Genomic DNA, 21,018 nt, shown 5'->3' with positions numbered 1-21,018 from the left:
GTTATAGGTATAAAAGTAATTTTTTAAAAGAATACAATATGTATAAATAAATATAGTAGAATTAGTCACTATGTAAGATGAATTTACGGAATACATGTGCTATTCTATGGTTAATGTAAATGTTTAATTAAAGGGAGGCAGAGTAAATGGAAATTATAGGGGAATTAATAAATACCAGCAGAAAACTGATATCTGAAGCTGTGAAAAAGAAAGATGGACAGTATATAAGGTATATTGCAAAACTTCAACAGGAGAGTGGAGCTACATATATTGACGTGAACTGCGGCACGTTTATGCAGGCTGAGGTTGAAATTATGAAATGGCTAGTAGACAATGTGCTTAAAGGGTGCAGCTTGCCTCTTTGTATAGATAGTCCAAACCCTCTTGCTTTAGATGCTGGACTTGGAAAGTCACAAAATGGAAGGCCTATGATAAATTCTATAACAGGTGAGGATGAAAGATGGAGTGCGGTACTTCCGCTGATAAAAAAATACAATTCCAAAATCATAGCTCTTTGTATTGATAATACCGGAATGCCAAAAACACAAGAAGATAGACTTAGAATTGCAGAATACCTTGTTAGCAGGCTTACAGATGAGGGAATTGACATTCATGACATATATATAGATCCTCTTATAAAACCTATAAGTGCAGGAGAAAAGCATGGAGTAGAAGTACTTGATGCCATAGAGGAAATTATGGCAAAATACCCTGGAATACACACTGTCTGCGGGCTTACAAACATATCTTACAGCCTTCCTGCAAGAAAATTACTGAATAGGACATTTATGATACAGACCATGGCAAGGGGAATGGATTCCTATATTTTGGATCCGACAGATAATGAAATGAGAGCCTCGCTTATGGCATCTCAGACATTGATGGGCCAGGACAGGTTTTCAAGGAAATTTATCAAAGGTTTTCGCGATGGCATATATAAATAATAAATTTGGATTTGTGTTTTTAGTCTGAAAAAAGGAGGCAAAATAAAGTGAATTTAATTATTTTTGGAGGATTTCTCGGTTCAGGAAAAACAAGTTTAATATTGTCTCTGTCACATTTCCTGCTGGAAAACAAAAATTCAGTTAAATCAAACGTGGTGATTATTGAGAATGAGATTGGAGAAATTGGAGTTGATGATAAGGTTCTTGAATACAGTGGCTTAAGTGTCAGAGAATTATTTTCAGGATGTATATGCTGCCAGCTTTCTTCAGATCTTATAATTACATTAAATGATATTCATGAAAAAATAGATCCTGAATGGGTAATTATTGAAACCACGGGATTGGCTTATCCTGGTAGAATATTGAGTACATTGAAGGAGTATGGAAAAAACATAGATAGTATAAAAATTGTAACAGTAGTAGATGGAGAGCGTTTTAAGGAGCTCATTGCTGTAACGCCTGTACTTATAACTAATCAAATAGCAGATGGGGATATAATACTTATAAACAAAATGGATTTAGTTAAAGAAAAAGAATTAGAACAAATAAAAAATCATGTGAAAAAGCTTAATTCAACGGCTGGTTTGCATATGTTGTCTGCAAATACAAGTACAGATAAAGATATATGGAAAGAGGTGACTGGAAAATATGAATGATATCCATAGAGATCATTTCCATGGAATTTTTTATGGAAGGTTTAAGGAGACACCTGCAGTATTTTCCTATTCCAATTCTTTTGAGTTCAAAAATGAACTTACAGGAGATGAAATCAGAGATAGTATTTTAGAATTTATGAATAATGTTAAAAAATGGGTACAGAAGAATAAATATTTTATAGGACATTTGAAGGTTTTTGCAAAGAGTGAAAATAATTTTAATATCTGGATTGCGACTACTGGTAAAAAAATTAATGTAAAAGAATTATCAGGACAAGATGAAAGCAATATTAAGCATATTGACTTAAATATTACACTGATTGTTTTTGGAACTGATGAGGAAAGTTTAAAGTCAGAGGCCTTAAAAAATCTGAATAAAAGTTTATCCATTGATTCAGAGGAGAGAAATGTATGAGATCTAAATTTCAATCTTTGGTAAAAGAAGCAATTGAATTAAAGGCTGATCATGCAGCGATGATAGATGTATCACAGATTAAATTTTATGAGGATGCCAGAAAGGCATGTGAAAAAAATGTCTGCGGCAATTACAACACCAACTGGATGGGACCACCAGCTGTAGGTCCAATTGATGAATTGATAGCTAAAGCTAAAGGATATAATGAGGGACTTCTAATACAGACAGTACATCAACTGTCAGGTACCTTTGACCTAAAGGGAATGAAGGCTTCAGCTCAAATTCATGAGGAAATATTTAGAAAAATTCTTTCTCACGTGAGGGCTAAATACAAGTTTAAAGAGATATTGCCTTTAAGTGCTGGATGCTGCAGGCTCTGCAAGGTATGTACCTATGTTGAAGGAACTGAGTGCAGATTTCCAGACAGGGCGCTTTCGTCCTTGGAGGCCTATGGAATTGATGTAATAGCTCTTGAAAAAAGCTGCGGGATTCCATATTATAACGGGTTGAATACAATTTCTTATGCAGGGTTAATACTTTTCAATGAAGGTTAATGTTTTAAGTTATATTATTTAATTTATGATAAAAAAGTTAACATCAAGATTTTTATGTTTATTAAAGGGAGGATATGTTATGAGTAAAAAGTTAGTTGATGCAATGGCAAATCTAGATGAAGACATGGTACTTTCGGAAGTAAAAAGATTGAAGGAAGTTGGAACTGCTCCACTTGAAATCATAGGTTATTTACAGGAAGGTATGTCAATTGTGGGGAAGAAATTTGAGGAAAAGGAGTATTTTCTTTCAGAGCTCATTATGTCTGCAGAAGTGTTTAATGAAGCTTCACAGCTAATCGGCGGGTTGGATCAATCCACTGATTCCAAATATGGCAAATTTGTAATAGGAACGATATACGATGATATCCATGACATAGGAAAAAATATTGTATCTACTGTGATGAGAAGCAATGGGTTTGAAGTCATAGATCTGGGGGTTGATGTACCTACTTCAAAATACATTGAAGCCATAAAAAAGTATAAACCTAAGGTTATAGGAATATCCTGTCTTTTAACTACCTGTTTTAACAATATAAGAGAGTGTATAAAAACTATAGAAGATGCAGGACTTCGAAAGGACTTGAAAATATTGATAGGTGGAGGGCCTGTAGATGAAGCCACAGGTAAGTATGCAAATGCAGATATGGTGTGTAAGGATGCCCAGCAAACTGTAGACTTTTGTAAAGAAATTATGGGAGGTGCAGCAAAATGAAAAGCAACCAGGAATTATATAATGAACGTTTGAGTAGGATTAATACTGCTGTGGAGCTTGGCAAACCGGATAGAACACCAGTATTATTTAATGCAGATGCTTTCTGCGCAAATTATATAGGAATGAAAATGTCTGAATATGCATCTAGTACTGAAAAATCAACGGATGCAATGTGTAAAGCTTGCACTACTATTGGGGAAATAGATGGAACTCAAGTTTGCTTTTTTAATGAATATGCACTTAGCAAAATTTGGCTTTCAAAATTTAAGATTCCGGGAAGAGAACTGCCAGAGGGATCTCTTTGGCAAGCAGATGAAAAAGAATTGATGAAACCTGAAGACTATGACGTTATTATAAGCAAAGGATACGAAAAATTTTTAAATAAGTTTTTGATAGATAAAATGGATAACTTACCAAATAAATTGCATAATAATATGAAATGTGTTCCTGGAGCAATGAAGAGGTTGTCAGAATCAGGTATAGTACCATATGTAGGAAGCATTTTTGCAATACCTTATGAAAGCTTTTGTGGAGGTCGTACTATGACTAGATTTACAACAGATTTATTTAAAATTCCAGATAAAGTACAGGCTGTGATGGATGTAGCAATAGAGTATATTATTAAAGATGTAAAAAAGCAGATTGCAGCTATTAAACCTCTTAGTGTATGGATAGGTGGGTGGCGTACCGCTAGTGTATTTTTATCCTCTAGACTTTGGCAGAAGTTTGTATGGCCTTATTTTAAAAGGCTGACTGATGTGATTATAGAAGAGGGAGTTGTACCAATTTTTCATCTTGATTCGGATTGGGAAAGAGATCTGGAGTTTTTTAAAGAATTTCCTAAAGGAAAATGCATTATATCAATTGATGGAAGTACAAATATTTATAAAGTGAAAGAAGTATTAGGTTCACGTATGTGTATAATGGGTGATGTGCCACCATCTATGTTTGTTCTTAGTAATCCGGATGAAGTATATAACTATAGTGTAAAGTTAATAAAAGATATAGGACCATCTGGATATATATTGGCTCAAGGTTGTTGCATACCTCCTAATGCAAAGCCTGAAAACGTAAAAGCCATGATTTCTGCAGCAACTGGAAAGTAAGTGGATTCTTGAGTTCATATAAAAATTGATCATGGAAAAGCATTTCTTATAAGCAAACTCCATTTGAACCTGAGAATCACTTGATTGAAGTTCAAAGCTCAAATGTAATATTTAACTAATTATCTGGAATTAGAATTGTTTGGGCTTTGAACTTTGTTGATTCTTTTTTTAAAACTGCATTCCACGGGCAAATTCCAGATTGAAATGCTTTTGTGCCCCCAGTTCAATATAGGTTACTTTATTTGCAATTCTATCTGCCCGTTCAAATTCACTTTGTGATAAGAGGGCAAGTTTTGCACCGCTGCCGGCGGCATTTCCCACTAGTTTGATTTTAGATTCCAGTTCTTTGGGAATAAGGCCTATTGTACAGGCACTGTGCGGATTCATGTAATTTCCAAAAGCACCGGCCAGGAGAACTTCTTTAATATCGTCTAGATTTATTCCAAGATTTTTTATGAGTATTTTAATACCAGCTGAAATCGCTCCTTTTGCCAACTGAAGTGAAGTGATGTCTTTTTGCGTTACCAATATAGGATTGTCATAGGCAGTTTCGGATTCAGATACCATTAAAAAGGCATTTGCATTATTGTAACTTATTATGCGATCACTGTATTTTTTTGCCGCGGGATTGGTGAATTTATCCGGTGATAATAATTTACCTCTTTTATTAATAAGGCCAACTTTTACAAATCCTGCAATGATATCTAAAAGTCCAGAGCCGCATATTCCCCGGGGCTTTTCGTTACCAATAACTGTATAAGTCATTTCTTTTCCAAAATATACATGATCTATAGCCCCATTAGCTCCTCTCATTCCACTGCTTATTTGGGCTCCCTCAAAAGCAGGACCTGCTGCAGTAGAACAGGACACGAGTTTTTTAGAAGAACCTAGTACCATTTCACCGTTGGTTCCTATGTCAACGGCTAATTTTATATCTTTGCTTTTATCCATATCTGTAGCTAAAATTACAGCTACTGTATCAGCTCCTACAAACCCGGCAATAGTAGGCAGTGCAAATACTCTTCCATTAGGGTTTATGTTTAATTTTAATTCTAATGAACTTAATTTTACACTTTCATTTACTACAGGAACATAGGGAACAGCTGCTATATACCGTGGAGTTAAACCCAGAAAAAGATGATGCATGCAGGTATTTCCCACTACAGTTGAGACGTATATATCATCTTTTTTTACGTTTGATTTTTGTGATACATTATCTATTAGTTCATTTAGCAATTTTACAATAGTAGACTGGAGTGATTCTAAACCGTTGTTATTTTGATTGGCATAGTTTGTACGAGAAATTACATCTGCGCCAAATTTAATTTGGGGGTTGAGTGAAGATGAAACAGCGAGCTCCTTTCCACTGTATAAATCCATTAGATATCCAACTACGGTTGTAGTTCCAATGTCAAAGGCTATACCAAACATTTTATGGCAGGTATCACCCTCTTCTATTCCCAGGATTTCATCTTTACCGATTACCACAGTTACTTTATTGCATGCCTCACGGAGCTTGTCAGGCAATTGGCGCAGAGTTGAAATCCCAATTTTTAGATTCTTATATTCAGAATTTTTTAAAGTGAGTTTTTCTCTTAAACGATTCAAGTCGGATTTTTGGTTTTCTAGAGAAGGAGCGTCTAGCTGAATGAAATCTTTTTTTAAAAGAGGAAGTAGGTCGGATTTTTTTTCAACAGATGACTGTAGTATGTTATAATCTGTATTTTTTCTCATGTTCAATTCTACAATCATATTGTCGTGGATTTCTGTTAGACAAGCTAGATGTATATTTTTTAAGATTTCATTTTTACTGAGATGTTCCAATTCTTTTTTAAGTGTTTCAATTTTGGGACTTAGAACTTTGACAGCACATTTACCACATTTTCCTATTCCGCCGCAGGGAAAATCAAAATCCAATCCTGATTTTACAATTGCGTCCTTAAGAGTGCTTCCTTCAGGAATGGAGATTTTTTGATTTATAGGTTTAAAAGTAATTACGTAATTATTCATGAATAACACCTCCATAAATATCCATATATTTAAAAATCATAAAAGTTAGGGTGAGGCTCAAAATTGTAGTAGTGTCATTTAGGTCTATGTTCATTATCTGCTGAATTCTTTTCAAGCGATGAGACAGAGTACTTCTGCAGATGTTTAAATTACTGGCTGTTTTCAATTGGTTTTTTTCATTTAATAGATATGTGTAAAGGCAGTGAAGATAGTTTGTATTATTGATCTTGTCGTATTTTATCAGTGCAAATATTGAGGCATGACAGAACTTTTTTAAATCCTCCTGCCGGGAACAGATCTCTAATAGATGGTATATTGCTAGATCTTCATAGTAAAAGAGAAATTTATCTTTTATAAGCCTTATTCCAAGTTCAATGGACTTTACTGACTGTTCATAGTAATTTTTTATATCAGCTATGTTATGGAAACAGCGGCTTAGTCCGCCATAGATATTATTGCTTTTAAAAAAAGTTATTAATCTTGAAAAAGTGTGTTCAATATTGAAGATTTTATCTTTACGATTTATGAGTGCAACAATAAAATCATTATATATAATTATTTTAGATCCGGGGAGCATATATTCAATTGTGTCCATTACCTGGTGTAGTGAAGTGTGAACAAACTTATTCTGGGGAACAAATATTACAAGTACATACAGGTTATAATAGAAGTTTAAATCTAAGAAATTTAATCTATCTTCTATTGTTTTTTTATTGTTTTCACTGCCATCGAGCAGATCTATTATAAAATTTTCATATCTAAACCCCTTTGCATTTTGAAAAAACCTGTTTTTTTGCATTTCGGAAGATATTATTCTGCATAAGAGTATAATTAGGTCCATGTCGTTTCTGGAAAAAGGCTTTTCATATTCCAAAGATGTAAGATAAGCCACCACTGTGTTGTTGATCTTTATATTTGATATTATTCTTGGAATTCTAAATTTATCCTTATTCATGAATACAGGAGAATTATTTTTGTGAATTATTTCTATAAATTTTTTGATATTGTGTTTGGATGTAAAGTTATAAGAACAATAACCTTTAGTTAGAAGTTCAACCCATATTGGATCATCTACTTTTGCATTCTTTGAAGAAGCAATTAGTTTAAAACTTAGATCTAGAATACATATAGGATTTCCAAGTATCTCATATCCAACGTTTACAATATGTTGAATACCTTTTCCACTGATCAGTGCATTTAGTAATTTGGATGAATTAATATCTGATTCCTGATATTCTATAATAATCTCCTGTATTTCATTGAAAATTTTAAATATATTTATCTTATCGTCTAACACTATTAGATTTAACATAGGTTTTTTTGCGTATTTAAAAGTCATAAGGTTATTTGAAATACAAAGTATATTGACAGTACTATTCTGAGGCAAAACCTTTGGAAAATCTGAATCCTTTCCTACATATAGATAATCTGGGTTAAAAAAAGATTGACTTTCACTGAGAAATTTTACGGCTTTAATTGATATGTCTTCTTTTTGACATATATATAACTTGGGATTATATTTATTTATTTTATTTAAAAGACTGTGCATAGTTAAATTCATGTTGGACACTCCCCATATAGAAATAATAAACTATTATGCATTGGATTTAAAGGTATAATTTATAAATAAGAAGCATAAATTTTAAATTTAAATAAAATTGAGAAAATACATATAAAATGCACATAATGCTTATTTTTATATTGAAATTTGTTCATTGTGTATGGTGTTTTATTGATGTATTTATGATAGGTTATATACAAAGGGTTCATTTTTATAGATTAGAGGGTAGGGATATCTTATGAACAGAACACTTGTGAAAGCAATGGCAGAATTAAATGAAGATATAGTTATTGAGGAGGTAAAGTCTCTTATAAAAAACAATGTTCCGGTATTGGAAATTATTCAGTATTTACAGAGGGGAATAGAGATCGTAGGAAAGAATTTTGAAGAAAAAAAGTATTTCATGTCTGAACTCATTATATCTGGGGAGATATTTAAAGAAGCTTCACAAATACTTAGGAAGGAATTTCCTTTGAATACTTCAGAACAGGGAAATTTTATTATAGGAACTATATATGGGGATATACATGATGTAGGCAAAAATATTGTTGCTACTGTCATGAAAAGTAATGGCTTTCGTGTAATAGATCTAGGTACGGACGTAGCTACTGAAGAATTTATAGAAGCAATTAAACAATATAAACCCAAGGTAGTTGGAATTTCATGTCTTCTTACAAACTGCTTTGATAATTTGAGGGAATGTATACAATCAATTCAAAATAAAGGGCTTAGAAAGGATTTAAAGATTTTAATTGGAGGAGGACCTTTAGATGAATATGTGCGTAAGTATGTAAAAGCTGATATGTTGTGCAAAACCATTCAAGAAACTGTTAGATACTGTAAAAAATTATATCGATTGGATTGAATTAGTTGAGTTGTATTTATATATAACACTATGCTATAATAAAATTTAATACAATTTATACTTTAGAGGTGATAACATGCCAATAAAAATAAGAGATGATTTACCAGCTGCTGAAATTTTGAACAATGAAAATATATTTGTCATGCCTGAAAATATAGCATTTCATCAAGATATCAGGCCTCTTAAGATAGCTATTTTAAATTTGATGCCAATTAAAATTACCACAGAAGTACAACTTTTGAGACTTATAGGTAATACTGCGCTGCAAATTGAAGTCGAATTACTCCATCCCAAAACTCATATATCTAAAAATACTTCGGAAGAGTACCTAACTAACTTCTATAAAACTTTTGATGATGTAAAAGATGAGAAGTTTGATGGATTGATTATAACCGGAGCTCCAATAGAACATCTGAAATTTGAACAGGTGAATTATTGGGAAGAGCTTGAGAATATAATGGAATGGAGTATACACAATGTATACTCCACTTTGCATATATGTTGGGGAGCCCAGGCGGGATTATATTATCATTATGGTATTCCCAAATATAGTTTAAAGGAGAAGATGTTTGGAGTATTTAAGCATAGGGTGGTACAAAAGGATGTTAAATTGGTCAGAGGGTTTGATGATGAATTTTTTGCCCCTCACTCTAGATATACAGAGGTTAGAAGAGAGGATATCGAAAAAGTAGACGAGTTGACTATAGTTGCAGAATCAGATGAAGCAGGAATATACCTGGTATTAGATAAAAATGCAAGGCAAATTTTTGTTATGGGACATTCTGAATATGATCCCCTTACTTTAAAATCAGAGTATTTAAGAGACAAGGCCAAGGGAAGTAATATAAAGATACCAAGAAATTATTTTCCACAGGATGATCCTGAGAAAGATCCAGTAGTAAGATGGCGGGGACATTCCAATCTGTTGTTTTCAAACTGGCTGAATTATTATGTTTATCAAGAAACTCCATATGACTTAAATAAAATAGAACCTTTAAAAAGATTGGATAGAATCAGATAAGTTAGAGGAGGGTAAAAATCGTTGTAGTTAAATGGAATCAACGGTATATTATGAATTTAAATGAAAATGTAAAAGAAGCAGTAGGTTTTATAAGTTTAAATATGAAATTGAAACCTAAAATAGGAATTATACTTGGTTCTGGTTTGGGAAATATAGCGGATGAAATTGAAAGTGCTGAAATCTATAGATATAGGGATATACCTCATTTCCCTGTTTCTACAGTACAGGGTCATAAGAACCGCCTTGTGATAGGAAAACTTGAGAATAAAGCTGTGTTTGCCATGCAAGGAAGATTTCATTATTATGAAGGGTATTCTATGAAAGATATAATTTTTCCTATTATGGTCATGAAAATGATAGGCATTGAATCCATCATAGTTACCAATGCTTCAGGTGGAATAAATAAAAATTACAGCAGTGGAGATTTGATGCTCATAAAAGACCATATAAATCTATCAGGACAAAATCCACTTATAGGACAGAATATGGATGAATTTGGTTCTAGATTTCCGGATATGTCTGAAGCCTATGATAAAGGACTTAGAGAAATGGCAAAAAAGGCGGCATTTAAATTGGGAATTTCTCTTCAGGAGGGAGTATATGTATATATGACCGGCCCCAGCTATGAAACACCAGCGGAAATAAATATGTTGGGCATACTTGGTGGAGATGCAGTGGGGATGTCTACAGTTCCTGAGGTAATTGCAGCCAATCACAGCGGTATGAAAGTTTTGGGAATATCCTGTATAACAAATATGGCAGCAGGTATATTGAATCATAGATTGAGCCATGAAGAAGTTATAAAAACTTCTGCTGCTGCCAGTAAGAAATTTATAAATTTTACTAAAGAAATAATTAAAATAATATAGTAATGACACCAGATCACAGGTGGATTTGGTGTCATTTATCTTTTTAATACAAACCTCATATTTAACTGTATAATATGTCAATATCATTTTTGAAGCAGTTTTTCATTTCTGGCATTTACTTCTGCAATATGGTGAAGTACCAATTTTATAGCTATGACGTCATCCAGATATCCAAAAGGGAATACATAGTCGGGAATAATATCAATTGAAAGTATGAAATACAAAAGCCCGCTTCCAAGTAGAATACGAATTTCTTCAGGAGAAGTGTCATTACAAAATTTTTCATACATCTGTTTTAGCTCATCTACAAACAGTCCACTTCCGTTTACGGTATTTATCTTTTCTTTAAAATTCTTATATACAATGTTTTTACCTTCTTTTGTAGCAGCATATTTTTTGTATTTTTCAAGTTCCTCTTCTATTTTGCATAGATCATAGTGGTAATCAAGCAGATTTGAAAATTTTAAAAGTTCCTGAATGTTTTTTATAAAGGAAGGCGAGTTTATAAAATTTTCATTGTTTAAAATGTCTATGTCATATCCATCTGCTATCAGTAGTTTTTCTATGGATACATTTAAGCATCTGGCAAAACTTTGAATATGTTTCATATTCGCACGTTGTTTTCCATTCACAATTCTTGAAATAGTTGAAGTGTCTATTCCACTTAAAGCACTGAGTTTACGCATAGAAAGCGAGTTTTTTTTCAATAAATCCCTGATGAGGGCGCCGAGTTCAGATTTTCTCTCATACACACTTTATTCACTCCTTAATTTATTAGACGATTGCCTTGTAATTATATTACCTATAGTAGATTATATGCACTAAAGTTTCGATTAGTATATAAAAAAACTGTTGAAATTATTTCAACAATAATTTGAGATATAAGCAACAATTTCAGGGTAAAAGTATAGTATATATTATCAGCTATTATCAGGACAATATATGGAGGTGCAGATAAATGAACCAATTAGATGAAAATAGTTTAAATGGGCTTAATGTAGGCAACTTAAAATTTGAGAATACAGCAGTCAGGGAAAAAAATAATAAGTTAAAATTAAATATGGCGGTGTTGGCCCTTATAGGTCCCGGCGTTTTGGCTGCAATGGGGGATAATGATGCAGGAGGAATTATTTCCTATTGTATGACCGGTGCTAAATTTGGCATAAGTTTATTTATACCTCTTACTATTTGTCTTAGTGTGCTGACGTATACAGTTCAAGAAATGTCCATGAGGCTTGGAAATGTCAGTCAGAAGGGATTTATGCTCCTTATTGGTAAATATTATGGTAAGTTTTGGATGAAATATCACCTATATACTTTACTCATTGAAAATATTTTAATGTTGACTACTGAATTCATGGGAATGACGGCAGGCCTTATAATGATTGGTATACCTCTCTGGCTGGGAACTGTTATTAGCCTGGTATTCATGTTATCAATTATAACTTTCAAGGGCTATTTAAAAAAAGAGAAAATAGCACTTTTTATGGGAATTGTCAATATAGTATTTGTTATAATTGCATTTATGGTTAAACCTGATCTACAGTCTATATTAAATACCTTTGTAAAATGGAATTGTAATGTATACAGCCCTGATCTACTATGGTATATTGTTGCAATTATAGGAAATTCAGTAGCGCCCTGGATGATATTTTTTCAGGGAAGTGCCTGTATAGATAGGGGAGCGGTTGCAGAGCACATACGTATTGGACGTGTTGATACCCGTATAGGATGTATAGTTCAAGTGATAATAGCTCTTTGCGTAATTATTTCCGGTACCGCATTATTTGGTCAAATGGGGAATATGGAAAGCGCTGGGCCCAATCTAATAATAAAGGCCATTGGAGCTAATACCGGAAAAACAGCCGCAGTACTGTTTGCAGCAGGCTTATTTAACGCAGGGCTTATTGCATCTATAACAATAGCCTTATCTTCTTCCTGGTGTACTGCGGAAGCTTTTAAATGGAATCACAGTTTAAACGACAGTATAAGTGAAGCGCCTAAATTTTATGCTGTATATATTGGAAGTGCTCTAATAGCAGCTTTTATTATGCTAATACCAAATCTTCCTTTGAATTGCATGGCACTTTTAACGCAGATTATAGGAGGTATTTTGATAATCCCCATATTGATTTTTCTAGTAATATTTACGAACAAAAAAGAGATAATGGGAAGCTACAAAAACAGTTTTTTTGTGAATATCAGGGTCTGCATAGTTGCAGTTCTATTGATTGGGACAGCTTTGTTGTTTATAGTGCATTCTTTTGTATTGTAATACCATTATTTTGCAATCAAAATTGGGATGGAAAGTTTGTGTTTTACCTTATCTGTTATTGTGCCAAATAGTATATCGGCTATGCCATGATGACCATGGGTACCGAATATGATCAGATCAGCATGATGTTTTTCCACAATTTTGACAAGAGATTTTTCTGCCTTTCCATAACCTACTTCTGGGATAACACTTTGGAAACCCAGTGATTGTAATTTTTCCACATACATGTTAAGTCTCTCAATATCTCTTTTACTTTCTACATCATTTGCTTTTTTACCGTATATGCTGGCACTTACACTTTCCACTATGTGAATTAGGATTAAATTACTGTCTTTGCTGCAAAAATTTACAGCCTGAGATAATACGTCTCTGTCATTTTTACTGAAATCAAGAGCTAATGCAATACTATTGTAAGGTTCAATTTTATTTATTTCAGGAAAGAGTACGTCACCGTGTATATCAACTGCATCCCTGTTTCCTGATTTGGAAATTATAGGTTCAAATATTATATAAACTAGCAAGATGCCCATCATTATGCAAATTGTTATGGATAGATATTCGAAAGATTTTAAATTGCTTTTAGACATCCATTCCATAAGTGTTTCGATAACAAGTCTCACATTTAAGTATATTATTAAAATAGATAAAAGCCATGCAAGTATTTGTGCCTTCTTGGAAATGGCAAATCCCTTCATTAAATTCTTACTGCTGACAAAATGTATAAGAGGAATTAAGGCAAAGGCCAGCTGAAGACTGAGTATCACCTGACTTATTATAAGTAGTTCTCCTGTAGCTGAATCGCCAAAATAGATTATAGTTAAAATTGAGGGTATTATTGCAAGTATTCTTGTGATAAGTCTTCTTACCCAGGGCTGAACTCTAAGATGAATAAAGCCTTCCATTACGATTTGACCTGCGTAAGTGCCAGTTATAGTTGAAGATTGTCCGGCGGCAATTAGAGCAACGCCGAATAAAATAGGAGCTAAAGTGCTTCCCAGAACAGGCTCAAGAAGTTTGTGGGCTTTTAAAATATCATCTACCCCGTAGTTGCCGCTTCTATGAAATACCGAGGCAGCTAGTATGAGTATTGCTGCATTTACGAGAAAAGCCAAATTTAATGCTACCAGTGAATCTATGTTATTGAATTTAACAGCCTGTTTTAGACCGCTTTCTGTTCTCTCTATGTTTCTTGTCTGTACAATGGAAGAATGAAGATAAAGATTGTGCGGCATTATAGTGGCTCCTATTATACCTATAGCTATAAAAAGTGCATCTTTATTTGGAAGATTTGGTATAAATCCTAAAGCTATTCCGTGATAGTCGGGTTTTGATATGATAATTTCTATAAAGAAGCTTATACCTATTATGGCAATTAAACCTATGATAAAAGCTTCCATTTTTCTGATGCCGAATCTATCCAGAAATAGGAGAAGTAGTGTGTCAAATCCGGTTATGATTACGCCATATATTAGTGGAAGGTTAAATATTAAATTTAAACCTATAGCTGTCCCTAAGACTTCTGCAATATCCGTGGAAACAATGGCGATTTCACATAAAATCCATAATATATAATTTACAGCTGTGTTGTAGTGGCTTCTGCATGCTTGAGCTAAATCCTTGCCGGTTATAATACCCAATCTTGCACATAGGGTTTGAAAAAAAATTGCCATTATGTTGGATATTAATATTACCCATATGAGATTGTAGCCAAATTTACTTCCACCTGCAATATCTGTAGCCCAATTGCCCGGATCCATGTAGCCGACGCTTACCAGGTATGCAGGGCCTATAAAGGCCATTAATTTTTTATAAAAGCTTTTTCCCTTTGGAATTTCAATTAAATTGTTATTTTCTCTCATAAGTATGCCCCCTCAAAGCTAAAGGTAATTTTTAAGATTTGCTAAATACTATTATAATAGGATTTAATATACTTTGCATTATTAAAATTTTATAAAATATGAGGTGAGTTTAACAAACAGTTATATTTTTCAGTTGCAGAAGGGGAAATCCTTGGATATAATAATAAATAGATGAGTATAATTGTGGAGGTGTATATTATTAATAAAAATAATAATTTAAATGAACAAATTAGGGTGGACAAAATTAGATTGGTTGGGGAAAAAGAGAGTACAATTTTAAAAACCAGAGAGGCTCTGGAAATGGCTAGGGAAAGAGGCATGGATTTAGTGATGGTTTCACCTCAGGCAAAACCGCCGGTGTGTAAAATCATGAATTACAGCAAATTTCTCTATGAACAATCTAAGAAGGCCAAAGTGGCCAGAAAAAATCAAAAAATTGTTGAAATGAAGGAGATTAGGTTAAGTGCTACTATTGAATTGAATGATATAGAAATTAAAGCCAATAATGCAAAAAAATTTTTAAATAAGGGCAATAAAGTAAAAGTTTCTATAAGATTTAGGGGAAGGCAAAACAACTACACCAATTTAGGAAGAAAAGTAATGGATGTGTTTTTGGATAAGGTAGAAGAAAGTGCGTCGGTGGAAAGAGCACCTAAATTGGAGGGAAACAACATGTTTATGATTCTAGCTCCCAAAAAGTAGTACTTTTTAAATAGAGTAGAGTAAAAATCAGGGTTTGATAATTTCAGACCCTGATTTTATTTTATGTAAAAATGTAAAGTCAATTGAGTATTATTAATTTTAACAAACATATTTACAAAAGAAAGTAAGTATATTATAATAAATACATAAATGATATTGAATATCATTATCCTTTGTTAATGAAATTCGATATCTTATGTTAATGATCTTCATTTAGCTATACATAATCAACAGCTTATTAGTTTAGGAGGAGAAAATAAAGTGGGAGGGGAGTATAAATGCCAATTACCATGATAAGAGTTGGAGAATCAGGCAGCATTAAAAATATCACAGGCAATGATAATACCCGTCGACATTTGGAGAACCTGGGATTTGTCCAGGGGGAAAATGTAACTGTAGTAGCTGAAATTGCCGGAAATATGATAGTCAATATCAAAGATGCTCGAATTGCATTAAATAAAGCAATGGCAAATAAAATTATTGTGTAGTATGATTTTTCATTTATATTTAGGGAGGGAGTTAGAAACATGAAAACATTGAGAGATACAAAATGCGGTGAAAATGTCACTGTAGTTAAGGTTCACGGAAAGGGTGCCGTTAAACGTAGATTTATGGATATGGGACTTACAAAGGGGACAGAGATCTATATACGTAAGGTAGCTCCACTGGGAGATCCTGTTGAGATTAAGGTAAGAGGTTATGAGCTCAGCCTGAGGAAAGAAGAAGCGGAGATAGTAGAGATCAGTTAGTTGAGTATTTTAGGTAATTGACGCCGATTAGGAGGGATGTAAATGTCAATTAAAATTGCTCTTGCCGGTAATCCAAACAGCGGTAAGACTACAATGTTTAACGATTTAACCGGCAGCTCTCAGTATGTTGGTAACTGGCCGGGTGTTACAGTGGAGAAAAAAGAGGGAAAACTTAAGGGCCGTAAAGATGTTATTATTCAGGATTTGCCTGGTATTTATTCTCTTTCACCTTATACGTTGGAAGAAGTGGTTTCCAGAAATTATCTTATAAATGAAAAGCCGGATTCCATTATAGATATTGTTGATGGCAGTAATATTGAAAGAAATCTCTACCTTACTACACAGCTTATAGAAATTGGTGTACCTGTTGTAATGGCCTTGAATATGATCGATGTTGTAAGAAAAAATGGAGATACAATAAATATAAAAAAACTGGGAGATGCTCTTGGCTGTGAGGTAATAGAAACATCAGCGTTAAAAGGTATTGGTTCAAAGGAAGTAGCTGAAAGGGCTATAGAACTTGCTAAATCCAAAACAGCTTATTCTGCACCTCATATTTTTTCAGAGCCTCTGGAAAAAGCTTTAGCACAGATTGAAAGCATTGTCAGAGATAATATAAATGAAGTGAACGCCCGATGGATTTCCATAAAATTATTTGAACGGGATGAGAAGGTTCTAGAACAGGTAAGTCTCAGCGGGAATTTAAAAGAACGTATTGAAGAGATAATTTTAAGCTGTGAAAAGAAATTTGATGATGACAGTGAAAGCATTATTACCAATGAACGTTATTCCTATATAAGCAATCTTACAAAACAGGTACTGTACAGAAGAAATAAAGTCAAAGTTACAATGTCCGATAAAATTGATAAGATCATAACCAATCGAATTTTGGCCCTGCCTATTTTTGTGGCAATTATGTTTTTAGTTTATTATTTTTCCATTTCAACGGTAGGCGGTGCCATGACTGATTGGGTAAATGACAATTTATTTGGAGATTTTGTACCTAACAATGTAGAATGGATTTTAAACAGTATTGGGACGGCCGGCTGGCTGAATTCCTTTATCCTGGATGGTATTATTGCAGGAGTAGGCGCTGTGCTTGGGTTTGTACCTCAGATGGCAATGCTGTTTTTATGTCTTGCTATACTGGAAGACTGCGGTTATATGGCACGTATTGCATTTATAATGGACAGACTGTTTAGAAGGTTTGGGCTCTCAGGTAAATCCTTTATTCCGATTCTTATTGGGACAGGTTGTGGTGTACCTGGAATTATGTCCACCAGAACCATCGAAAATGAAAGTGATAGAAGAATGACGGTCATTGTAACTACATTTATTCCATGCAGCGCAAAGATTCCCATTATTGCACTTATTGCAGGTGCGCTTTTCCATGGAGCCGCTTGGGTTGCAACATCTGCATATTTTTTAGGAATTGCGGCAATTATTATTTCAGGTATTATTCTTAAAAAGACGAAGATTTTTTCGGGTGATCCAGCTCCTTTTATAATGGAACTTCCACCATATCATGTGCCGGGAGCAAAAGGTGTTTTAATCCATATGTGGGAGCGCTGCAAAGCTTTTATGAAAAAGGCGGGGACAGTAATACTTCTTGCCACGGTGCTTGTTTGGTTCCTTAGTTCCTTTAACTGGAGAATGCAGACAGTTGATATGGAACAGTCCATTCTTGCTAGTATAGGAAATGCAATTGCACCTATATTTGATCCGTTGGGCTGGGGAAATTGGAAGGCAGCAGTAGCTTCCATAACCGGATTGATGGCCAAGGAAAATGTGGTTGGAACTTTTGGAATACTTTATGGATTCTCTGAAGTTGCTGAAGATGGTGCACAGATGTGGGGGAACCTTCAAGCATCATTTTCGCTGCTTGGCGGATATTCACTTTTAGTTTTCAACTTGCTGTGTGCTCCTTGTTTTGCAGCTATGGGTGCAGTTCGTACAGAGATGAATTCAAGAAAATGGACGATGTTTTCCATTGGATATCAATGCGTATTTGCATATGTTGTATCCCTGATTATATTCCAGATTGGTTCATTTGTTACAGGGAAGGGATTTGGAATCGGTACAGCTGTAGCTATTCTTTTGATTATAGGATTACTTTATCTGATGTTTAGAAGACCTTACAGTGAGAGACATGGTGCCGAGGGTGTTGGAGAGCCTATAAGAGAAAAAGAGGTGGTATAATATGGCAACAGTTATAGTTTCAGTAGTATTGTTTGGCATAATTGGATTTTCTGCATACAAAACTTATAAGTCTCACAAAAGGGGCGGTGGCTGCAGCTGCGGCTGCTCGGGCTGCAGTAAATCCATTCAAAAATAAATTAATTTATAAAAAAGACATTGAATTAGTTCGATGTCTTTTTTACTATAAATTATTTTCAAGATGTTTTTTGGATTCTAAATACAGGACTTTTATAAACTTTTTAACGTTTATATGAATGGGGGTATTTGAAGAAATGTCATTTTGAAGCTGGAGCATTCTTTTTCTAACTTCAATGAAATCAAAAAATTCAGCAGCATATTTTTCAAATTTAGGATTGGAATAATCAGTGAGACCGAGGGAAGCTATATAATTTAATGACTGCATGACAGCTCTTCTGATTCTCTGCTCGGAAGCCTTAACTTCCTTCCGTACATTGATCAAACTACTATTTTCACTTAATTTTTCCTCTGCAATGTGAGTAAATAGTTCTTTAAGAGGAGGAAAAGTTGGAACTGTACTGGTTTTGTTATCGTTCTTATGGGTATATAAATATTTTATAATAGAAAGCAAATCCTTGCTTCCGCTTTCACCAATTACTCCTAAATCACTTAGGAGTAATTCACTGTATTCCAAAATGTTTTTATTTGTTGATATATTATTTTCTGAATTGTCTGTTTTTAAAGAGCTTATAGTATCCTGAATATGATTTATGGATTTTTCAAGTTTTATGTTAGAGATGACCCTTTTTATCACTTCAATAACCTCAATCTTATTTAGTGGTTTTGTAATATAATATTGAACTCCTAATAAATAGGCTTTGCCTATCATTTCTTTATTTTCTACTTGAGAGATCATTATTGATTTACCCTTAAAAGATGAATTTAGCTCGCTTATAGTTTGAAGGCCGTCTTTAATAGGCATTAAAAGATCAATTATCAATATGTCTACATTTTTATTGTGTAGAAAATCACTGCATATTAAAGAACCATTTACTGCTTCACCTACTACATTTCCCAAATTATTATTCTCGATAATTTCCTCCAGCATTGAACGAATGGCGTCATCGTCATCGGCGATAAAAAAGTTCATTATGTCATCCTCCTTACTAAACTTTTAATGGGAATTTCAATAGTAAAAATGGTTTGTTTATTTTTAGCTTCATTATTTAAAAAAATTTTACCTTTTAGGTTTGTAACTATTTCTTTTACATAAGAAAGGCCTATGCCTGTAGAAGGTTCTCCGAGTTCGTTGTATTTTGTAGTATAACCTGGTTTAAAAATAAGCTCTCTTTTTCTTTCGGGTATTCCACTTCCGTTGTCCTCTACTTTAAACACAATTGAACTATATGTTTTGTGGATGTAAATTTTTATAATACCGTTCCTTTCTATGGATTCTACGGAATTTGACACCAAATTATTTATAATTGACATTACTGTATAGCTGTGAAGTTCCGGTATATTTGAAGATATATCTGTTAAAAATTCAATCTTCTTTCCAAGGGATGCAGCGTATTTTCTATTAGTTTTAATCATTATGCTGGCAATTTCAATTACATTCATGTAATCTTTAGAATCCTCAGATAAAATGATTTTTGAGAGACCTGCATATATTCTCTGATTGTCTTTTTTTATTTCATGTACTTGTCCAGCAATATTTAACAACTCTTGAGATAATTTTTTTGAATTAAAGTCAGAATGGTTATTCTGAAGCCTTTCATATAAATTATAGCAATTTCTTGTAATATTTTCAGCATAGGAAAGAGATTTTTTTAATTGTATGGATTCAGCGTATAAGTTTGAAATGAGTAAAAACATGTATCTGTTTTTCTCTTCTTTTTCTTTTACTATAGTCCTGGCTTCATTTAATTTTATTATATTAAAAAATCCAAGTACAAAAAAACTTCTTGTGATGGCAATGATAAAAATTAGTCCTAGGGTATATGCTGAAATTGAATTTTTAAGTACTAGAAATCGTATTAATAGCTCTGTGGTAGAGGAAGTTATATCTACAAAAGTAGCTATTATTCCTATTAAAAGAGGTCTATTATGAAAGTTATTTATTTTTATAATATACAGTAAATACGAAAATACCAGATAATAAAAAAAAGCTGGAAAATGTAGTAGAAAATCATTGTAAAATTGAAATCCACTTTTAAAAATATAATCAAGTGTGATTCTAAATACAACGGTAGATGTTCCAATTGCAATTCCATATAATACCAAAGGTATTTTTTTTACCCACAATAAAAAAAATAGAAATACTGCAGAACTGAAGCTTACACGAAAGGTGTTGTGAAATGGGTAGAATTTTAATTGACTTATTATGGGTAGTGAAAATGTCATTAGAATTAAAATATATAGATCGTCTTTTATGTTTTCATTAGTTTTCAAGTAGACACTCACCTCTTTAGCACAGTTTTAAGACATAAAACATTATACCATAAAATTGCAATTAATATTTGAAGTGTATGAAATAATATAGTCTTATATATTCATGTCTCTT

At 33.3% G+C, this 21,018-nt stretch carries 21 protein-coding genes; 15 read left to right on the top strand and 6 right to left on the bottom strand.

What is annotated here, in order from left to right; genetic code table 11:
* The first annotated feature begins 146 nt into the window (after positions 1-146).
* The 6 genes from J5G60_RS07385 to J5G60_RS07360 all read left to right on the top strand — a co-directional run bounded on the left by J5G60_RS07385 (position 147) and on the right by J5G60_RS07360 (position 4,387).
* A complete protein-coding gene (locus J5G60_RS07385; protein WP_150356700.1) occupies positions 147-944 on the top strand; it encodes a methyltetrahydrofolate cobalamin methyltransferase in 798 nt (265 codons plus the stop codon).
* A gap of 47 nt (positions 945-991) precedes the next feature.
* On the top strand, positions 992-1,600 hold the full coding sequence (locus J5G60_RS07380) for a GTP-binding protein (RefSeq protein WP_150356701.1): 609 nt from the start codon (positions 992-994) through the stop codon (positions 1,598-1,600).
* Positions 1,593-2,015, top strand: coding sequence for a hypothetical protein (locus J5G60_RS07375; RefSeq protein WP_150356702.1), 423 nt, complete (start codon positions 1,593-1,595; stop codon positions 2,013-2,015). The genes J5G60_RS07380 and J5G60_RS07375 overlap by 8 nt, the downstream gene beginning before the upstream one ends.
* Entirely contained in the window at positions 2,012-2,569 is a 558-nt protein-coding gene (locus tag J5G60_RS07370) for a DUF2284 domain-containing protein (RefSeq protein WP_150356703.1), read from the top strand. Before J5G60_RS07375 ends, J5G60_RS07370 begins: the two co-directional genes overlap by 4 nt.
* A 79-nt stretch (positions 2,570-2,648) precedes the next feature.
* Positions 2,649-3,281 carry a cobalamin B12-binding domain-containing protein gene (locus J5G60_RS07365; RefSeq protein WP_150356704.1) on the top strand — a complete coding sequence of 211 codons (633 nt, stop codon included), beginning with the start codon at positions 2,649-2,651 and terminating at the stop codon, positions 3,279-3,281.
* Positions 3,278-4,387, top strand: coding sequence for a uroporphyrinogen decarboxylase family protein (locus J5G60_RS07360; protein WP_150356705.1), 1,110 nt, complete (start codon positions 3,278-3,280; stop codon positions 4,385-4,387). The genes J5G60_RS07365 and J5G60_RS07360 overlap by 4 nt, the downstream gene beginning before the upstream one ends.
* 168 nt (positions 4,388-4,555) lie before the next feature.
* On the opposite strand, the gene J5G60_RS07355 is transcribed toward J5G60_RS07360, so the two are convergent.
* Positions 4,556-6,397 (bottom strand): ASKHA domain-containing protein, encoded by a 1,842-nt coding sequence (locus tag J5G60_RS07355; protein ID WP_150356706.1) that lies wholly within the window; start codon positions 6,395-6,397, stop codon positions 4,556-4,558.
* Complete coding sequence (locus J5G60_RS07350; protein ID WP_150356707.1) at positions 6,390-7,958, bottom strand: PucR family transcriptional regulator; 1,569 nt, start codon at positions 7,956-7,958, stop codon at positions 6,390-6,392. The genes J5G60_RS07355 and J5G60_RS07350 overlap by 8 nt, the downstream gene beginning before the upstream one ends.
* A gap of 238 nt (positions 7,959-8,196) precedes the next feature.
* On the opposite strand from J5G60_RS07350, the gene J5G60_RS07345 reads away from it, so the two are divergent.
* From J5G60_RS07345 to J5G60_RS07335, 3 genes are all read left to right on the top strand, one after another.
* A complete protein-coding gene (locus J5G60_RS07345) occupies positions 8,197-8,823 on the top strand; it encodes a cobalamin B12-binding domain-containing protein (protein WP_150356708.1) in 627 nt (208 codons plus the stop codon).
* 76 nt (positions 8,824-8,899) lie between these two features.
* The gene (gene metA, locus J5G60_RS07340; RefSeq protein ID WP_150356709.1) at positions 8,900-9,844 is read left to right on the top strand and encodes a homoserine O-acetyltransferase MetA; all 945 of its coding nucleotides are present in this window, start codon (positions 8,900-8,902) and stop codon (positions 9,842-9,844) included.
* Positions 9,845-9,894: 50 nt separating this feature from the next.
* Positions 9,895-10,713 (top strand): purine-nucleoside phosphorylase, encoded by an 819-nt coding sequence (locus J5G60_RS07335; RefSeq protein ID WP_150356710.1) that lies wholly within the window; start codon positions 9,895-9,897, stop codon positions 10,711-10,713.
* Between the two features lie 83 nt (positions 10,714-10,796).
* Here J5G60_RS07335 and J5G60_RS07330 read toward each other — a convergent pair whose 3' ends face one another.
* The gene (locus J5G60_RS07330; RefSeq protein ID WP_150356711.1) at positions 10,797-11,465 is read right to left on the bottom strand and encodes a helix-turn-helix domain-containing protein; all 669 of its coding nucleotides are present in this window, start codon (positions 11,463-11,465) and stop codon (positions 10,797-10,799) included.
* Positions 11,466-11,671: 206 nt separating this feature from the next.
* Between J5G60_RS07330 and J5G60_RS07325 the strand changes: the two genes are divergently transcribed.
* Positions 11,672-12,988, top strand: a complete 1,317-nt coding sequence (locus tag J5G60_RS07325; protein WP_150356712.1) for an NRAMP family divalent metal transporter — start codon at positions 11,672-11,674, stop codon at positions 12,986-12,988.
* 5 nt (positions 12,989-12,993) lie between these two features.
* Here the strand turns inward: J5G60_RS07325 and J5G60_RS07320 are convergent, their stop codons facing one another.
* Positions 12,994-14,847, bottom strand: coding sequence for an Nramp family divalent metal transporter (locus J5G60_RS07320; protein WP_150356713.1), 1,854 nt, complete (start codon positions 14,845-14,847; stop codon positions 12,994-12,996).
* A 171-nt stretch (positions 14,848-15,018) separates the two neighbouring features.
* On the opposite strand from J5G60_RS07320, the gene infC reads away from it, so the two are divergent.
* The 5 genes from infC to J5G60_RS07295 all read left to right on the top strand — a co-directional run bounded on the left by infC (position 15,019) and on the right by J5G60_RS07295 (position 18,633).
* Entirely contained in the window at positions 15,019-15,549 is a 531-nt protein-coding gene (gene infC, locus J5G60_RS07315) for a translation initiation factor IF-3 (protein ID WP_179977341.1), read from the top strand.
* Positions 15,550-15,827: 278 nt separating this feature from the next.
* A complete protein-coding gene (locus J5G60_RS07310) occupies positions 15,828-16,037 on the top strand; it encodes a FeoA family protein (protein ID WP_106008614.1) in 210 nt (69 codons plus the stop codon).
* 39 nt (positions 16,038-16,076) lie between these two features.
* On the top strand, positions 16,077-16,298 hold the full coding sequence (locus tag J5G60_RS07305) for a FeoA family protein (RefSeq protein WP_150356714.1): 222 nt from the start codon (positions 16,077-16,079) through the stop codon (positions 16,296-16,298).
* A gap of 42 nt (positions 16,299-16,340) precedes the next feature.
* On the top strand, positions 16,341-18,497 hold the full coding sequence (feoB, locus tag J5G60_RS07300; RefSeq protein ID WP_150356715.1) for a ferrous iron transport protein B: 2,157 nt from the start codon (positions 16,341-16,343) through the stop codon (positions 18,495-18,497).
* A gap of 1 nt (position 18,498) precedes the next feature.
* Complete coding sequence (locus tag J5G60_RS07295) at positions 18,499-18,633, top strand: FeoB-associated Cys-rich membrane protein (RefSeq protein WP_150356716.1); 135 nt, start codon at positions 18,499-18,501, stop codon at positions 18,631-18,633.
* A gap of 45 nt (positions 18,634-18,678) precedes the next feature.
* Here the strand turns inward: J5G60_RS07295 and J5G60_RS07290 are convergent, their stop codons facing one another.
* Together J5G60_RS07290 and J5G60_RS07285 are read right to left on the bottom strand one after the other, a co-directional pair.
* Positions 18,679-19,605: a response regulator gene (locus J5G60_RS07290; RefSeq protein ID WP_150356717.1), complete on the bottom strand. Its 927-nt coding sequence runs from the start codon at positions 19,603-19,605 to the stop codon at positions 18,679-18,681.
* Positions 19,605-20,906 (bottom strand): sensor histidine kinase, encoded by a 1,302-nt coding sequence (locus J5G60_RS07285; protein ID WP_236035205.1) that lies wholly within the window; start codon positions 20,904-20,906, stop codon positions 19,605-19,607. Before J5G60_RS07285 ends, J5G60_RS07290 begins: the two co-directional genes overlap by 1 nt.
* Positions 20,907-21,018 lie beyond the last annotated feature (112 nt).

The organism is Clostridium sp. HV4-5-A1G (assembly GCF_900184915.1).
GTDB classification, from domain to species: Bacteria; Bacillota; Clostridia; order Clostridiales; family Clostridiaceae; genus Clostridium_B; species Clostridium_B aromativorans.
Note: the sequence above shows the minus strand (reverse complement) of the source record. Positions and strands in the feature narration are given on the sequence as shown.

Excerpts from the sequence above, each read along its gene's own strand:
- J5G60_RS07385 (WP_150356700.1), top strand. The coding sequence starts at position 147 with ATGGAAATTATAGGGGAATTAATAAATACCAGCAGAAAACTGATATCT.
- J5G60_RS07375 (WP_150356702.1), top strand. The coding sequence starts at position 1,593 with ATGAATGATATCCATAGAGATCATTTCCATGGAATTTTTTATGGAAGG.
- J5G60_RS07370 (WP_150356703.1), top strand. The coding sequence starts at position 2,012 with ATGAGATCTAAATTTCAATCTTTGGTAAAAGAAGCAATTGAATTAAAG.
- J5G60_RS07365 (WP_150356704.1), top strand. The coding sequence starts at position 2,649 with ATGAGTAAAAAGTTAGTTGATGCAATGGCAAATCTAGATGAAGACATG.
- J5G60_RS07360 (WP_150356705.1), top strand. The coding sequence starts at position 3,278 with ATGAAAAGCAACCAGGAATTATATAATGAACGTTTGAGTAGGATTAAT.
- J5G60_RS07355 (WP_150356706.1), bottom strand. The coding sequence starts at position 6,397 with ATGAATAATTACGTAATTACTTTTAAACCTATAAATCAAAAAATCTCC.
- J5G60_RS07350 (WP_150356707.1), bottom strand. The coding sequence starts at position 7,958 with ATGAATTTAACTATGCACAGTCTTTTAAATAAAATAAATAAATATAAT.
- J5G60_RS07345 (WP_150356708.1), top strand. The coding sequence starts at position 8,197 with ATGAACAGAACACTTGTGAAAGCAATGGCAGAATTAAATGAAGATATA.
- metA (WP_150356709.1), top strand. The coding sequence starts at position 8,900 with ATGCCAATAAAAATAAGAGATGATTTACCAGCTGCTGAAATTTTGAAC.
- J5G60_RS07335 (WP_150356710.1), top strand. The coding sequence starts at position 9,895 with ATGAATTTAAATGAAAATGTAAAAGAAGCAGTAGGTTTTATAAGTTTA.
- J5G60_RS07325 (WP_150356712.1), top strand. The coding sequence starts at position 11,672 with ATGAACCAATTAGATGAAAATAGTTTAAATGGGCTTAATGTAGGCAAC.
- J5G60_RS07320 (WP_150356713.1), bottom strand. The coding sequence starts at position 14,847 with ATGAGAGAAAATAACAATTTAATTGAAATTCCAAAGGGAAAAAGCTTT.
- infC (WP_179977341.1), top strand. The coding sequence starts at position 15,019 with ATGAGTATAATTGTGGAGGTGTATATTATTAATAAAAATAATAATTTA.
- J5G60_RS07310 (WP_106008614.1), top strand. The coding sequence starts at position 15,828 with ATGCCAATTACCATGATAAGAGTTGGAGAATCAGGCAGCATTAAAAAT.
- J5G60_RS07305 (WP_150356714.1), top strand. The coding sequence starts at position 16,077 with ATGAAAACATTGAGAGATACAAAATGCGGTGAAAATGTCACTGTAGTT.
- feoB (WP_150356715.1), top strand. The coding sequence starts at position 16,341 with ATGTCAATTAAAATTGCTCTTGCCGGTAATCCAAACAGCGGTAAGACT.
- J5G60_RS07295 (WP_150356716.1), top strand. The coding sequence starts at position 18,499 with ATGGCAACAGTTATAGTTTCAGTAGTATTGTTTGGCATAATTGGATTT.
- J5G60_RS07290 (WP_150356717.1), bottom strand. The coding sequence starts at position 19,605 with ATGAACTTTTTTATCGCCGATGACGATGACGCCATTCGTTCAATGCTG.